The organism is Listeria sp. ILCC797 (assembly GCF_900186185.1).
Classification (GTDB): Bacteria; Bacillota; Bacilli; order Lactobacillales; family Listeriaceae; genus Listeria; species Listeria goaensis.
Map to the genome: position 1 here is coordinate 1 of NZ_FYBS01000014.1, position 15,302 is coordinate 15,302.

General features: G+C 40.9%; 17 protein-coding genes, 1 pseudogene and 1 other annotated feature. Of the genes and pseudogenes, 6 read left to right on the top strand and 12 right to left on the bottom strand.

Annotated features, from left to right (window positions below):
* Positions 1–261 precede the first annotated feature (261 nt).
* Complete coding sequence (locus tag BN1609_RS12350; RefSeq protein ID WP_088825923.1) at positions 262–870, bottom strand: HD domain-containing protein; 609 nt, start codon at positions 868–870, stop codon at positions 262–264.
* Between the two features lie 58 nt (positions 871–928).
* Here BN1609_RS12350 and BN1609_RS12355 point away from each other — a divergent pair, with 58 nt between their 5' ends.
* On the top strand, positions 929–1,711 hold the full coding sequence (locus BN1609_RS12355) for an ABC transporter ATP-binding protein (protein WP_088825924.1): 783 nt from the start codon (positions 929–931) through the stop codon (positions 1,709–1,711).
* A 14-nt stretch (positions 1,712–1,725) separates the two neighbouring features.
* Positions 1,726–2,085, top strand: coding sequence for a hypothetical protein (locus tag BN1609_RS12360; protein ID WP_240310407.1), 360 nt, complete (start codon positions 1,726–1,728; stop codon positions 2,083–2,085).
* Positions 2,086–2,153: 68 nt separating this feature from the next.
* Here the strand turns inward: BN1609_RS12360 and BN1609_RS12365 are convergent, their stop codons facing one another.
* Positions 2,154–2,531: a carboxymuconolactone decarboxylase family protein gene (locus BN1609_RS12365; protein WP_179946393.1), complete on the bottom strand. Its 378-nt coding sequence runs from the start codon at positions 2,529–2,531 to the stop codon at positions 2,154–2,156.
* 71 nt (positions 2,532–2,602) lie between these two features.
* Here BN1609_RS12365 and BN1609_RS12370 point away from each other — a divergent pair, with 71 nt between their 5' ends.
* Positions 2,603–2,965 (top strand): MerR family transcriptional regulator, encoded by a 363-nt coding sequence (locus BN1609_RS12370; protein WP_088840920.1) that lies wholly within the window; start codon positions 2,603–2,605, stop codon positions 2,963–2,965.
* An 87-nt stretch (positions 2,966–3,052) separates the two neighbouring features.
* Here the strand turns inward: BN1609_RS12370 and pepT are convergent, their stop codons facing one another.
* Together pepT and BN1609_RS12380 are read right to left on the bottom strand one after the other, a co-directional pair.
* Positions 3,053–4,279, bottom strand: a complete 1,227-nt coding sequence (pepT, locus tag BN1609_RS12375) for a peptidase T (RefSeq protein ID WP_088810980.1) — start codon at positions 4,277–4,279, stop codon at positions 3,053–3,055.
* Between the two features lie 26 nt (positions 4,280–4,305).
* The gene (locus tag BN1609_RS12380; RefSeq protein ID WP_088840921.1) at positions 4,306–4,833 is read right to left on the bottom strand and encodes a DUF1697 domain-containing protein; all 528 of its coding nucleotides are present in this window, start codon (positions 4,831–4,833) and stop codon (positions 4,306–4,308) included.
* Between the two features lie 87 nt (positions 4,834–4,920).
* Here BN1609_RS12380 and BN1609_RS12385 point away from each other — a divergent pair, with 87 nt between their 5' ends.
* Positions 4,921–5,676: an exodeoxyribonuclease III gene (locus BN1609_RS12385; protein WP_088810978.1), complete on the top strand. Its 756-nt coding sequence runs from the start codon at positions 4,921–4,923 to the stop codon at positions 5,674–5,676.
* Positions 5,677–5,903: 227 nt separating this feature from the next.
* On the opposite strand, the gene BN1609_RS12390 is transcribed toward BN1609_RS12385, so the two are convergent.
* Positions 5,904–7,103 (bottom strand): MFS transporter, encoded by a 1,200-nt coding sequence (locus BN1609_RS12390; RefSeq protein WP_088810977.1) that lies wholly within the window; start codon positions 7,101–7,103, stop codon positions 5,904–5,906.
* A gap of 201 nt (positions 7,104–7,304) precedes the next feature.
* Here BN1609_RS12390 and BN1609_RS14125 point away from each other — a divergent pair.
* Both BN1609_RS14125 and msrA read left to right on the top strand, forming a co-directional pair.
* A pseudogene (locus BN1609_RS14125) lies at positions 7,305–7,511 on the top strand (bacteriocin immunity protein); the annotation flags it as partial.
* Positions 7,512–7,556: 45 nt separating this feature from the next.
* Positions 7,557–8,123: a peptide-methionine (S)-S-oxide reductase MsrA gene (gene msrA, locus BN1609_RS12395; RefSeq protein WP_255377386.1), complete on the top strand. Its 567-nt coding sequence runs from the start codon at positions 7,557–7,559 to the stop codon at positions 8,121–8,123.
* Positions 8,124–8,163: 40 nt separating this feature from the next.
* On the opposite strand, the gene rplT is transcribed toward msrA, so the two are convergent.
* The 7 genes from rplT to BN1609_RS12435 all read right to left on the bottom strand — a co-directional run bounded on the left by rplT (position 8,164) and on the right by BN1609_RS12435 (position 15,246).
* Positions 8,164–8,523 (bottom strand): 50S ribosomal protein L20, encoded by a 360-nt coding sequence (rplT, locus tag BN1609_RS12400; protein ID WP_007477027.1) that lies wholly within the window; start codon positions 8,521–8,523, stop codon positions 8,164–8,166.
* 37 nt (positions 8,524–8,560) lie between these two features.
* Positions 8,561–8,761 carry a 50S ribosomal protein L35 gene (rpmI, locus tag BN1609_RS12405; RefSeq protein WP_007477029.1) on the bottom strand — a complete coding sequence of 67 codons (201 nt, stop codon included), beginning with the start codon at positions 8,759–8,761 and terminating at the stop codon, positions 8,561–8,563.
* Between the two features lie 22 nt (positions 8,762–8,783).
* On the bottom strand, positions 8,784–9,299 hold the full coding sequence (gene infC, locus BN1609_RS12410; protein ID WP_088810987.1) for a translation initiation factor IF-3: 516 nt from the start codon (positions 9,297–9,299) through the stop codon (positions 8,784–8,786).
* A 68-nt stretch (positions 9,300–9,367) separates the two neighbouring features.
* Positions 9,368–9,509 (bottom strand) — a sequence feature (ribosomal protein L20 leader region).
* Positions 9,510–9,601: 92 nt separating this feature from the next.
* A complete protein-coding gene (locus BN1609_RS12420; RefSeq protein WP_088840923.1) occupies positions 9,602–11,152 on the bottom strand; it encodes a hydantoinase/oxoprolinase N-terminal domain-containing protein in 1,551 nt (516 codons plus the stop codon).
* Positions 11,145–12,248, bottom strand: a complete 1,104-nt coding sequence (locus BN1609_RS12425) for a DUF917 domain-containing protein (RefSeq protein WP_088810974.1) — start codon at positions 12,246–12,248, stop codon at positions 11,145–11,147. The genes BN1609_RS12420 and BN1609_RS12425 overlap by 8 nt, the downstream gene beginning before the upstream one ends.
* Before the next feature lie 17 nt (positions 12,249–12,265).
* Complete coding sequence (locus BN1609_RS12430; protein WP_088816389.1) at positions 12,266–13,546, bottom strand: cytosine permease; 1,281 nt, start codon at positions 13,544–13,546, stop codon at positions 12,266–12,268.
* A gap of 131 nt (positions 13,547–13,677) precedes the next feature.
* Positions 13,678–15,246 carry a PucR family transcriptional regulator gene (locus tag BN1609_RS12435; RefSeq protein ID WP_088840924.1) on the bottom strand — a complete coding sequence of 523 codons (1,569 nt, stop codon included), beginning with the start codon at positions 15,244–15,246 and terminating at the stop codon, positions 13,678–13,680.
* Positions 15,247–15,302: the final 56 nt, after the last annotated feature.

Sequence of the window (15,302 nt, forward strand, 5' to 3'; positions counted from 1 at the left end):
TTGACTTTGCTAGCTTGTTTCTTACTTTTTTTGGAAACATCTTTTTGTTTCCTGTCCTATGAATTGATTGGTGAAACATCTGTTTCATCGCTTTTTCATCTTCGTTTTGTTCAGTTTTCAAAGGTCACATTGCTCTTTCGAGACAACTTAATTATCATATCATGATTAGGTTGCTACGTCAATAAAAAATTTATATTTTATTAACCTCTTTTTTTGAGCTTTTTAAGTATATAATAATCAATGAAATAATTCAAGGAAAAGCTACTTGTTTTTGATAACTTTTTCGTCTTGTAGTTCTGAAAGAAATTTTAGCATGTAGGAATGCCGTTTTTCTGCGGCTTTGATTGCGGTTTTTGTGTGCATCTTATCTTTTAATAGTAGAAGCTTATCAAAGAAGTGTGCCAGCGTTGTGTTTGGATTTTCGAGATGGTAATCGAGTGCCTGGCGGGCTTTGGCGCCGCCGTAAGTAAATGCTCGGATGATTCCGATTGCTCCAAGGGCATCTAGGCGGTCGGCGTCTTGCACAATTTTTTCTTCGAGCGTTTCTGCCAAAACGGGATTCTCACCTTGTTTGTAGGAAACAGATTCGACTGCGCGCATAATCTTTTTAATAGTGTCTGGATCTAAGCCTGATTTTTTCATCCAGTCGCTTAACTCAGCTTTAGCCAAAGCAGGGTCTGTAGTTAGTTTTTCATCAGGGTAATCGTGGAAAAGCGCGGCCAGTTCGATGATGAGCGTGTCACCCCCCTCCTTTTTCTGCAAATATTTGGCAGTTCGAAAGACGCGCATAATGTGTTCGAAATCATGTCCAGTGCGGTCAGACTCGAATTTTTCTTGCATCCAATGTTTAGCTGCTTCTATTATATTCATTTCGCATTCTCCTTTCTTTTTTCAGATAATTGTGTAAAATAAAGATTGAGGTGATACGATGTTTGAATTTCAACAAGTGACTTTTACTCGGGAAGAAAAACAGATTATCAGAAATATTAATTGGGCTGTGCAGACAGGCGAAAAATGGGCAATGCTCGGTTTAAATGGCGCCGGAAAGACGACGCTTTTAAAGCTTTTAAATGGTTATATTTGGCCGAGTAGCGGGCGGTTACAAGTGCTTGGCCAGTGGTTTGGACAGACTTCTTTGCCTGAACTTCGGAAATCAATTGGCTGGGTGAGCAGCGCCTTGCAGTATCAGCTGAAGGAGTATGAAACGGCGGAGCAAATTGTACTTAGCGGTAAGTATGCTAGCATCGGGCTTTACCAGCCGTTTACAGAAGCGGATATCCATCAGGCGAAGGAGTTGCTTCTCTCGGCGCACGGTGGGTCGCTTATCGGCAAAGTTTATGCGACACTCTCACAAGGTGAGCGCCAACTTGTTTTGATTGCCCGCGCACTGATGGCGGATCCCAAATTGCTTATTTTAGACGAACCATGTAGTGGGCTTGATTTGTTCGCGCGCGAAAAGTTGCTTTATCAAGTGGAGCAAATTGCGGCTAGCGACAAGACGATTCTGTTTGTCACGCATCATACTGAAGAAATTTTACCACAATTTACAAAAACCGTCCTGCTTAAGGATGGTGAGATTTTCGCAAAAGGAGCTACTCGCGAGATGCTTTCGGTTAAAAATATGGAGAGCTTTTACGAACATCCGATTGAGATATTTCAAGTGGCGAACAACCGCATAGCGATTTATCCGCGGGAAAGTTATAATGGTTAGAGGAGGCTGATTGTATGATGGCATATAAAAGTATGATTGCGAAGGCGCTCACGCACAATTTAATTGAACAAACAAGCGTGCCAGTTTATGGTAGTTTTCCCTTCAGCGTGGCAGGCGAATTAGTCCAATTAGACGGCCTTTGGATTGCCAACTTAGCGGGTGTTACTTTCTTCTCTGAAACCGAAGCTTATTTCGTCAATAAAATGTTTTCTTATCACGATATTGCCCACTGCTCCAGACATATAAGTTTACTGGCCATGAGTCCAAAAATTAAGTTTACTCTTTTAGACGGTACTACATACACTATGCTTGTGGAACAAGAGGATGCCAAGCGCTTTGTGCAAACAGTTCGAGAGCGTCAACATCATGCGTAGTTCATTTAAAAACGAGAAGAAGTTGTCACTCAAACTTCTTCTCGTTTTTGTTTTCCATAGATTTAATTTCACTTATTCCTAGCTACAAAAACTTCTTTTGAAGCGGTCACCGCATTTAATACTTTTGGAAAGCCGACATAAGGAATACACTGAATGAAGACCTCGATAATCTTTTCTGGCGTTATGCCAACATTTAGAGCAGCATTGATATGAACATGTAACTGATCATGAGTATCTCCTTGAGTGAGTAAGCTGGTGATTGTAATGATTTCTCGCTCTTGTAGTGTCAAAGTTTCTCTAGCATAAATTTCTCCGAATGCGAATTCAACGATATATCGACCAATATCAGGCGCGATTTCCTCCAGTGATTGAATGACTCTCTCTCCTGCTTCACCATCAATTCGATTCAAATTTTCTAGTCCAATTTTAAAACGATTATTTTCCATATCCAATTCCTCCTTGTTTGTGATAGACTAAGTGTAAACTATCAAGCCTACTTTATAGCAAGGGGGAAAATATGTATAAAATTAGTGAAGTTTCAAAACTAGTGGACTTAACAATTCCAACTTTACGCTACTACGAAGAGCTTGGAATGATTCAACCTAAACGAAATAAAAATGGTTACCGTGAATTTAGTGAACAGGATTTAGAGTGGATTCAGTTCATTATCCGCTTAAAACAAACTGGAATGGAGTTAAGCGAAATTCAGAAATATGCTCGACTAAGAGATCTTGGGGACCAAACAATTGAAGCGAGGATGGCCTTGTTAGACGCCCAAGAAGAACTGCTTCTAAGCAAAAAGCTGGAGATTGAAAAACATATCCATTTTTTGAAAGAAAAACAATTGGTTTATCAAAACATGCTTCGGAAAAGAAACTAATCGAACTTTTCATTTTTTGAAATCTCCATTTGAATTGTCTTATGAAACAAAAAACAACCGCAAATGCATGCATTTGCGGTTGTTTTTTTATGCGCGTTTTTCAAATAATTGAACCATCTCGATGATGACTTTTGTTGCTAGTTCCATATTTTCAACAGAAACATATTCAAATTTACCGTGCATGTTCTCCCCGCCGGCAAATATATTTGGCGTTGGTAAGCCTTTGAAAGATAGCTGGGAGCCGTCTGTACCGCCGCGAATAGGTTCGATAAGAGGCTCAATGTCTAGGTTTTTCATCGCATCAAACGCAATATCGACAATGCCCTTCACGGGTTCGATTTTCTCACGCATGTTGTAGTATTGGTCATTTAGTTCCAACACCACTTTGTCCTTCCCATATTTTTCCTGCATAGAAGAAACGATTTCTGCAACTTTTGTTTTCCGCTCCACAAACTTCAAATGATCAAAATCACGGATAATGTAAGTGGCTTTCGCTTCTTCTACCTCGCTGTTTAAAGAAATCAAGTGATAGAAACCGTCGTAACCTTCCGTATATTCTGGTGCTTCATTTTGTGGGAGCTGTGCGTTAAATTCCATCGCCATTTTTGTTGCGTTGACCATTTTATTTTTGGCTGTTCCGGGGTGAACACTGTTTCCTTTAAAGGTGATTTTCGCGGCAGCGGCATTGAAACTTTCATATTCCAGTTGTCCGCGCGGGCCGCCGTCCATTGTGAACGCATAGTTTGCGCCAAATGCAGCAACATCAAAAAGCGCTGGGCCTCGTCCAATTTCCTCGTCTGGTGTAAAAGCAACGCGAATTTTACCGTGTTTTAGTTCTGGGTGCTTCAAAAGATAATTCATCGCAACCATAATTTCCGTGATACCCGACTTATCATCAGCGCCTAGTAGCGTTGTGCCGTCCGTTGTAATGAGTGTTTGCCCTTTATAGCCCGTCAATTCTGGAAACTGCTTCGGTGACAATGCCAAATTCGGGTTTAGCATGATGTCCCCGCCGTCGTAATTTTCGTGCACAATTGGATTTACATCTTTCCCCGTAAAATCCGTAGCCGTATCAAGATGCGCTAAAAAGCCAATAACCGGTACATCTTTATCCGTATTTGCAGGTAAAGTCGCCATCACGTAGCCATTTTCGTCAACCGTCACATCGCTCATACCGATTTCTTTAAGTTCTTGCACAAGAATGCGACCAAGTTCGAGCTGACCTTCCGTTGTTGGGCAAGTCGTGCTTTCCTCGTTCGACTGCGTATCCACTTTTACGTATGTAGTAAAGCGCTTAATAAGTTCTTCTCTCATTTTCTACACTTCCTTCAATTCATTGTCTACTCCATTATAGGCTTTTCCAAAAGATCAAGCAACTTCTCACTCGTCTTTAAATTGCGCCCAGTAACCGCTTCTTCCGTCCAAGTTTTGATTACTTTATCCGTCTTAACTTCATGAACTTTTGTGGTGAACATTTTAACAAAAATAGCTGCACCTCTCGCCACATAAATCGCGTCCGCCGTTTCAATTTTGGCATTTGGCAAATGGCCGTTATGAAAGAAAATCATCAAACGCTCCGACTCCGAAATGATTGGAAATGGATTTTCGGCTAGCGTCAACCGATAAGCTTCCTCATTTAGCACCACAACAATTGGGTTTTTGATGGCGTAATACGCCTCTAGATGTTGTTCCATTTTGGCGCGCACTTCGGCCTCATTGAAAGGGGCGTTTAAAATGAGGTTGCCGCTTTGAATATACGTGATCACATTTTGAAATCCCTCTTTCGCTAAGCTCTCTCTTAGTTCTGCCATTTTTATTTTATTGTGTCCACCCACGTTTACAGCTCGTAGTAGTACTACAAATCTCATTTTAATCCCCCTTTATTACTAGTTATTATATTATATCTTAAAAGCAATCTGCGGTATAATGAAAAAAAGACTTGGAGGGTGATTTTTTTGAAATTGATTTCTTGGAATGTGAACGGCTTGCGCGCGGCTGTCAAAAAAGGGTTTATGGATTATTTTCATGAGGTCGATGCTGATATTTTTTGTTTGCAGGAAACGAAACTGCAAGAAGGTCAAATTGAGCTCGATTTAACGGGCTACCATGATTATTGGAATTATGCCGTCAAAAAAGGCTATTCAGGTACGGCGATTTTCACGAAACAAGAACCGCTAAACGTCTTTTACGGCATTGGGGCTGATGAGCATGACCAAGAAGGCCGCGTCATTACGCTCGAGTTCGAAAATTTCTTTTTCATTACCGTCTACACGCCAAATTCGCAACCTGAATTAGCGCGCCTCGCCTACCGCATGACTTGGGAAGAAGCTTTCCTAAACTACATTAAAAGTTTGGACGCAGAAAAGCCGGTTGTTTTTTGTGGGGATTTAAACGTTGCGCATAACGAAATTGATTTAAAGAATCCGAAAACAAATCGGAAGAATGCTGGGTTTACGGATGAGGAGCGCGCTAAATTTACGACGGTGCTTTCGGCTGGCTTCACCGATACATTTCGCTATTTTTATCCCGAAAAAGAAAGTGCTTATTCTTGGTGGTCTTACCGCATGAACGCCCGGGCGCGCAATACGGGGTGGCGGATTGACTATTTTGTCGTGTCAAGCCGTTTGGAAAGTCAGCTTGTTGATGCGAAAATCCATGCTGATGTGCTCGGGTCGGATCATTGTCCGGTTGAGCTTGAAATTAAACTATAAAAAACGCGGGAAGAATCATTTTCGATTCTTCCCGCGTTTTTAGTTTTATTGCCTATTCATATCTGCTAGGTTTATCCCTTTTCTTTTAACTTAATATCCTGCTTTTTATTAAATAGACATGTTTAATTATTACACTCTCTTTAATTTAATGGTTCAAAGAAAAACTTAGTCTTGCCCATTTCAAAATTTGATTAACCAAAACTCAGGCTATTAAAATTATTTTTCACTTATTCAGCGTTTCTAGTTCTTTTTGCTGCTAGTATGATAATACCAGATAGTAAAAAGGTAAGAGCCATGAATAAGAAGGCTGTTTGATAGGAATTTGTTGCAGCTACTAAGTCGCCAATAACCATCGGGGCAAAGAAGCCACCTAGAACGCCACCAGAGTTGATAGCTGCATATTTAGTTGCGATATGACTTTGTTTAAATAGTTTGTGTGGCAATCCCATTAAAGTTGTGAAAGCCATGATAAGAAAAATGTTGGCTAAACATAAACAAATAATGGAAAGGGTTAATTGATTTGACAAGTAAACGCCATAAACATTTAACGCACCTAAAATACTGAAAACGAAAATTATCATCCGTTCTTTTCCGATAAAAAAGCGACTGATTAAATATCCACCTAAAATTCCGGCGATAAGAATGCAAAGTCCAGCTAAGGAACTAATATAGCTCACTTGGCTAAGTGAAAGCCCTCTTGCCTCGTTTAAATAAGAAGCGAGCCAGCTGGTTAAACCGTAATTAGCGGCGTTAATGAAAAAGGCTGACAATAACAAAATCCAAAGTTGCTTATCACGCAATAGTTCTGAAAAAGGAACTTTATTTTTTTCTTTGTAAGAAAGGCGTTCTTCCTTGGTCGATTTTGGAATGACTAGGAAGATGCAAAGGCCGATGAAAACGACAATTGCGCCCATAATATAATACGTATGCCGCCAGCCAATCGAAACGAGTAGCGGTGCAATTAGCAACGGCCCAATGAATGCCGCAAAACCAGAAGAGGCGAGCATCGCTGACTGCGCAAATCCCCTTTTATTCAAAGGAAAATGAAGCGATATATAATTGCTGACCGAAGGCGGATAGCCGGAGTGTCCGAGGGAGCCTGCTAAAAAACGGACGACGACTAAAAATAAGAGTGAGTAGCCAAAACCAAAAATGGCTAAAAACAAACCGATGATAATGATGGATAGCGCTAGCACAGGGCGCGCGCCAATACGGTTATTTAAATAGCCCATTGGAATTTGGAAAAGTGTATAACCTAAAAAGAAAGCGCTTAAAATTAATCCTTTTTGACTGGGATCGAAGCCTAAATCTTGCGCAACAGGCACAAGGGAGATTCCAATTGTGTACTTATCGACGTACACGCTCGTATAGCCTATGAATAGAACGAGTAAAACAAGTAACGAATTTCTATCCTTCACTTTGTTCATTTGAATTAGCCCCTTTACTTCGAGTATTCCTCAAAACAAGCTGAACATTTCGTTTTAAAGCACCTTTATTATATAATAAAAAACACACTTCGCCTGTGACAAAGATATGTATTTTTTATCCAAAATACTGCTAAAAATGTACAGAATACACATTTCAATAGCAGCACTCAAAATAAAAATAGCTATGTGAGGGATGTTTCAATGAAATATACGCCGTCAGAAATTATAAATGACTTATATAATTTAATTTTGAATCCTGGAACGCGCGAATTTGAACGCTCCCTTTTAACTAAAACGAAAAATTCGTTGGAAGACGGAGCCAATTTTCACAATCAGCTTTTAAAACTTGAAGCGAGCTTACGTCCCCTTGCTTTACGAAATAATTTAACGCCTGATGTGACGGATTTTTATTTAAAAATAACGGGCAATGCTAATAAACCTTTTGATTTTTCTATTCATGACTACGAAAAAAAGCCCCATCAAGCACGCGCCATCTTTGCGGGAGGCTGTTTCTGGTGCATGGTGGAACCGTTTGAAACGAAACCGGGTATTATTTCTGTTTTGTCAGGATATACGGGCGGACATGTTCCTCACCCGACTTATGAGCAAGTCAGTGGCGGGTATACGGGACATACGGAAGCTGTTGAAATTATTTTTGATACTGAAATTGTTAGTTATTTGGAACTTGTAACGCTTTATTTCCAATTGACAGATCCAACTGATGCGCTTGGTCAAATGGCAGACCGTGGCAGCAACTATCGACCTGCTATTTTTGTAATAAATGCCGAGCAACGCGAAATTGCGGAACATTATAAACAGCATTTAATTGACTCTAACCTATATAAACGGCCAATTGTCACTGCTATTGAGCCTGCAAGTACATTTTGGCCAGCAGAAAATTTCCATCAACAATTTTACCGAAAAAATCCGAAAAGGTATCGGAAAATCAAACGGGCTCGCAAGCAGTTTTTGTTACTTCAGCATCTGCAAATGAAGCTGCGTCATTTTCGTCAAAAATAAAAAAAGCGGCCTGACAAAGTGTCAAGTCGCTTTTATTCATTTATTTCGCTAATTCTTTTTTCGCTGCATCAGCTAATGAAGTGAAAGCTTGTGCATCGTTTACAGCTAAATCAGCAAGCATTTTACGGTTAATGTCAATACCAGCTAATTTTAAGCCGTGCATTAATTTGCTGTAAGATAAGTCGTTTAGACGTGCTGCTGCATTAATACGAGCAATCCATAATTTACGGAAATCACGTTTCTTTTGACGACGATCTCTGTAAGCATATTGGTAAGATTTCATTACCGCTTGGTTAGCTACTTTAAATAGTGTATGTTTAGAGCCATAATATCCTTTGGCTAATTTAATGACCTTTTTACGACGTTTGCGAGTTACTGTTCCGCCTTTTACGCGTGGCATATTGTCTACCTCCTAGAATTTAGAAAATTATTTTTTATTATTTCATTTTAGCGACCATTTGACGAATACGTTTGAAATCGCCAGCTGATACCATTGCTGCTTTACGCAGTTTACGTTTTTGTTTTTGAGATTTGTTAGCAAACATATGGCTAGTAAAACCATGTCTGCGTTTTAATTTTCCAGATCCTGTTCTTTTGAAACGTTTAGCGGAACCGCGGTGAGTCTTCATTTTTGGCATGAAATTTTCCTCCTCAAAACTTTTACTTTTCTTGAAGTGGTGCTAGGACTAAGAACATTGAACGTCCGTCCATTTTCGCTTTTTGCTCGACTGTGCTTACATCTTTACACTCGTCTGCAAAACGGTCAAGCACCTTTTGACCGATTTCTTTGTGGGTGATTGCACGACCCTTAAAGCGGATAGAGCATTTTACTTTATCGCCTTTTTCAAGGAATTTACGCGCATTACGTAGCTTCGTATTGAAATCATGCTCATCAATTGTTGGGCTGAGTCGCACTTCTTTTAACACGATGACTTTTTGGTTTTTGCGGGCTTCTTTTTCTTTCTTTTGTTGTTCAAAACGGAATTTACCGTAGTCCATGATACGAGCTACTGGCGGTTTCGCGTTTGGCGCAACAAGCACAAGATCAAGATTAGCCGCCTCAGCAATACCAAGTGCGTCAAATTTACTTTTTACACCCAATTGTTCACCGTGTTGATCGATCAATCTCACTTCACGTGCACGAATCCCATCATTTACCAACATGTCTTTGCTAATGGCGAGCCACCTCCGTAGTTTATTGGTACAACAAGTCAGAAAAGAGCAAATCATGCGTCTACCAGCGGCAGACATACAAAAAGCGAGTCTGCAAACTTTGCAAACCCGCCGATTCAAAGTCACACCAAGACTGGCGCAACGAAAAATTGAACTTTTTGCCTGAAAACACTCGTTAACGAGGCGAGAAGCGGGTTGCTTCTTCTTTCTTGTTTAATAACCTTAGTAACTATAGCATAGATGGAAAGGGATTGTCAACCATTCATTTTGCCTAGTCTTGCTCGTTTTATACAAAGAAACGTTTTTTAGACTAAGTTTCCAACCACTTTTATTCGCAATCGGTTTGCGTTATCTGGGTGATAGGCGAGCGGAATTTCATCGATTTCCACCACTTCAATGGTATTTTCAATGGCTCCTGCTAAAGTTGCCTGCGCACGCGCTTTATTTTCGGCATCTTGGAGTGCTTCTTCGCGTGGTTGCTTGGCATAAATATAAATTTGCTCATATTGGCCGCTAATTTGTGAGATGGAGGCACCAATTGCGTTTGCAACAGCGCCGTTTGGATTGCGGATAATTTTTGAAACGCCATTTAGTTCTTCAGGGATAATAACGCTGCCCCCGCCGACAAGAATAAGTGTCACATCGCCTGAATTCGTCTTCATTTTATCAATTGCGTCTTCGGTCATTTCTGCCATCTGCGCATAGGCTTTTTCCGCAAATTCTTGACTGATATGCGCAACTAGTTCTGCATCTCCAATCGCGACTTTTCCTAGTCGCACGGCAATATCCGTTGCTGTTAAATCGCTACCGCCAAAAACAAGAGCCTTTTCTGTAATTTGATAACCTACGCTATCTGGTCCGACCGTCACTTCGCCGTTTACTTCACGAACGAGACTGCCACCACCGAGACCGATGGAAATAATATCTGGCATTCTGAAATTAGTACGCACGCCTCCAACGTCAACAGCTAGCGAAGACTCACGCGGGAATCCGCCTGAAAGCACGCCAATATCCGAAGTCGTCCCGCCGACATCAAGCACCATCGCATTTTCAAGGCCAGCAAGATACGCCGCCCCGCGAATACTGTTCGTTGGACCACAAGCAATCGTCAAAATCGGAAACTGGCGCGCATAATCAAGCGACATGAGCGTCCCGTCATTTTGACAAAGATAAATGGCCGCATCTTCCACCCCTTCTTGTTGAAGTGCTTTTTCAAACCCATTTGAAGTTAAAGCCATCACTTTCATGAGAGCTGCATTTAAAATCGTTGCATTTTCCCGTTCGATTAAGCCGACCGAGCCGATGGAGGAAGACAGCGAAACAGGGATGGCACTACCTAATACTTCTTTTGCAAGTTCAGCAACCTTTTCTTCCTGCTCATTTTTAAGTGACGAGAAAACGCCAACAACGGCGATAGATTCCACTTCATTTTGCCACTTTTTAAAGACATCACGAATCTCAGCTTCTGAAAATGCGGAAAGTTCGCTCCCATCATATTCGTAACCACCTTTGGCGAGTGCATATGTGCCTGAAAGGGTTTCAATCATATCTTCTGGCCATGCCGTGTAGGGGAGGACAGAAGCTGTCGCTGGGTAGCCTAGGCGCAAGACACCGACTTTGGCTAGCTTTTTGCGCTCTACGATGGCATTTGTACATTGGGTTGTGCCAAGCATGGCGTGCGTCACTAATTTGCGGTCGATACCTGTTTCTGCTAAGACTTGTTTTAATGCGCTCGCAATGCCCGTTTCAATATCTTCACTTGTTGGGATTTTGACACTGTGAATTAAATTTAAGTTTTCATCTAAAATGACGGCATCGGTATTTGTTCCGCCAACATCAATTCCTATTTTATACATGATTAAGTTTCCCTACCTTTCCAACAAGTTCCTCAACAGGCGTATACGGATAGTCGTAGCCGAAATAACGCGGGCCAACAGTTTCGATGCCTTTAGCTGTACGCCATTCCAAGTCGCAAGGAAGGGCTAGTACGCGCACTCTTTTTCCGTATTTTAGTCCTTCGGTTGTAACTGGATTTAGTGTTTCTAAATCGACAAGGCAAATTAAATCAGGCGTTAATGCAATGGGCTTGCCGTCCATTTCGGCGACTAAATTTTCATTTTGGAAAAAGATTTTCACTTGATGGTCTGCATATGCATGTAAGCCCTCAATGGTCACACAGCCGCGATTAAATCCACCCGTTGTGCCACGTTCAACGTCAACAATTTTGCCATCAAATAAGTGAAAGCCCCCTGTCGCTTCTAAAAGCTCGTTTAGTTTCACTTGCTCATCTTGTTGGTTGGAACGAATGATTCGACCAATTTTTTCAGAGAGCGTCACAATATTTTTCACACTAGCCGTTTTAAGCTGGTTTCCTGTACACGGATAAATGCTAACCAATGAGCTGGCACCCATTTCAACTGTCGAAACACGAGCTAGGCGCTCCGTCCATTTATTGTCAATTGTTTCCATAATGCCAATATTTCCTTTTTCATCTGTGATAGCCATTGGTGTCGAAGGAATGTCGTGCAAATGGAAAGTCACCATTTGGAGTTCAGGAAACGCGCGTCCCATTCCGTCACAATCGATTAGCGGCAAACCTAATTGAGCAGCTACCACAATTGGAATCATTGAATTGACCCCGCCCGCTTCCATCGGGAATGTTCCTTTTACTTCTCGCCCTAAATAGCGGCCTAACTTTTGGAAAACGCGCGTAAACTCGTCGCCTTTTGGAAATTTTTCAATCAAGACAGAAGGCGCACCCATCATTGCTGCTGGGATAAAAAAATCTTCGTCTGCTACTTCTTCTGTTGATAAAAGCTCGACTGGGCCATATTTTTTGATTGCCGAAAGGGCCATCATTTTTCCGATGTAGGGGTCTCCGCCCCCGCCTGTTCCTAAAAATGCAGCACCCACTGCAATATCTTCAATTGCTTGTTCGTCTAAATAACGCATCATCATTCCTCCAACGCTTAATAATTTTTCTTAACGCTTCCTTGGGCTGTATTTCCAACTAGCTTTTGTCCAATAAGATAAAGGGCTAGCGAAATAACAATCCCAATTAGCGGTTGGTTCGGTAACTGTGGCAACGTTTCAGGGAAAAAGGAGAAAATAACTGGGAGTGCTGCAAATACAGCACCAACAGACCAAGCTAGAACGCCTAGCCAGTTTACACCTTCTACAAGTTGCCATTTGTTTGGATCTCCTTTTTGAACAATCCAGTAAGAGGCAATCATGACTCCTGCGACTGGCGGCACCATAGCGGAGAGGACTGACATAATGGGGATAAAATAGTTTAAAATGCCAAAAACAGCTAAGAGTGTGCCTATTCCGCCAGCCATTGCAACTGCTACTTTTTCGCGCTTTTTAGAAATATTAAAGACATTGACAATCGCTATTCCGCCAGAAAAAGCATTGACGGCATTAGTTGTCCAAGCAGCTAGAATTAAGGCTACAACGCCTAAAACGGGCATACCTAGTTCATTAAAAACAGATGTAATATCGGCTGTTCCTGAAGTTAAAGTAAGAATTGCGCCTACGCCTATCATCAAAATGCCAGATGGCAGGATTCCGCTAATAGCGGCTTTCATAATGTTTGCTCGTCCTTTTGTATATTGCGCATAGTCCCCAGCGATAACTGCACCAAGCGCAAATGACCCGACTGTTACAGATAAGCCAGATAAAAACGGTAATGTCGTCTTCGGCGTATAGTTTGTAATTTGAGCTAAGCCCCCGCTTTGTAGCGAAGTGATAAGGGCGTATAGACAAACGATTAATAGAATCGGTACCGCAACATAATTTAAAATATTCAAAATTCGTATTCCGTATAAGGCAGATAACAGCATGATAATCCCCCAGATGAGCGATGCCAGCCAAACAGGAAAATCAATACCGTACACGGCTAAGAAACCTGAAAACGCAACGCCACAAACATTGGCTTGAATACCAAACCAACCGAGGCAAGCGATAGCTAAAATGATAGAAATGATTTTTTTAGAACCTTGCTCACCAAAAACTTGCGCTGCCGCTTTCACAGTCGGAAGTTTTAAATCACTCCCTTGGATTCCTTGAAAAATCATAAATAAGACGATGATTCCATAACCGACACAAGCGGTTAGAATCGCCTCCCAGAAAGGCATACCTCCAATTAACGTTCCACCTACCAAGAGGGCAGGTACACAGATCATTGCGCCAGTCCATACAAAAGCTAGACTTCCCCACGACTGGGCTTGTTCTAAATTCTTGTTTGTCATGATTTTGTACCTCCAATTTTTTTAATATTTTTATTATATAGAAACGTTATACTGTTGTAATTGTTAAAAACACAAAATAAAATAAGCTTTCATTGTTCAATTGGACAACGAAAGCTTATTTTATTTAAAATTTACGTTTGGTTCATTTCCTGAAGTAAGCGCCAAATAGCAACAGATGTGTATAGATTATAGCTTTCTGGAAGTTTAGTGACCGGATATTGCAAAATTTCATGTAACCGTGCTAAGCGGTACTTAATTGTGTTTTTGTGAAGGAATAAAACGTCTGCTGCTTTTCCCATATTGTTTTCTGTATCAAGTAGAAAAACCGCCAATGTCTGTAATAATTCTTCACCTTGACTTTGCATTTGGAAGAGAGGCTGTACCAATTTAAGCTGCTCAGAAATGGCTCTTTCACCTCTGTTGACAATTTCATAGCATTCTGCAGCAAACATCACTTCTTGAATAGAAAAAATGGTTTTAAGTGGATAAATGATTTTCGCGGCCTCAAAATAGCTTGAAACTGTCGCATAACTTTGCTGCACATCAGTCGTGTTTTCCTGCCCACCGCATATAATAATTTGGACGTCTAGCTCTTTTAGCAAATGCTTCGCCAGTTCATCATACTCCCCTTGCGTTAAACTATTATCCATTAACGCCACAATGAAATCATCATGAAAATCAACGAGCGAAACTTGGAAATGGGCCGAAAAGTAAGACTGAATTTTTTGTAGTGCTTGTTCATTTGCTTGCGCATTTTGTGCTTCGATAAGCCACATGGTTTGAATGCTCGCCACATCAATTCCTAGGATTTTCGCTAGGCGACGCATTTTGACACTCTCATTATTTAAGATCGCTTTCACAAGTTCAGACGTGCTAATCTCGCTATATTTTTCACCCCAAAGGTTCATAAAGACTTGAACCACTTCCGTCATTTGTGCGGCGAGCTCCTCCGTCAAAGCTTCGTTTTCTTTAATCAAAAAAAGCTGTAGCATCTTAATACCATCTTGCATAAGTGGTCGTTTCGTGATGAACAGCTGGTCATGTTGCTCGATTCTTTCTGTAATAGGAAGGTGGATTACTTTGTCTAAAGCAATCGTATTGATGCGCGGCCAGGTTACGGCATGTACAATTTCGCCTGAATTATCGGTTAACACAATCGAAGAACGGGTGCGGTCTGTTAAAATTTTAAGCATTGTATCAATATTTCGCTGATTATTTGGTAAGTTTGAAATTTGTTCGAGAAGTTCACTTGCAAAATGGGTGACGCGCATTTCTTGTTTTACGATTGCTTCTACAACTTCATAAATCACTTCGCTATATCTGAGCGTCATTTCATTTTCAGGCATAACAATAAGCGTGAAATCCAGTTTGTTGGCTAATCGGATTAATTTCTCATCTACTTTTGGCATAAAAATACCGACATAGTAAAGAATTAATGCCACTTCGCCTGCATGATGTAGCCTTTCTATCATATTGCACTGAGCATCCACATTATCTTTTATATTGATAAAGGCGGAAATCACAATTTCACTGCCATAAAATTCATCATTATCGAATAACGCGTCTTCCAAAATTTCAACATCGGTATGTTCTAAAACGGATATGGAAGAAACTAATTTTTTTAGCCCGGTCTTTCCGGCGACCACTTTTGCTTCTCGTAAAGATGGTAATTTAAGTAATTCTTCTAACTTAACGCTCATTTTTATGCCTCCTTCCTTTGTTAAATGAACACGAAATAAACTCTCTTTTGCTTTGC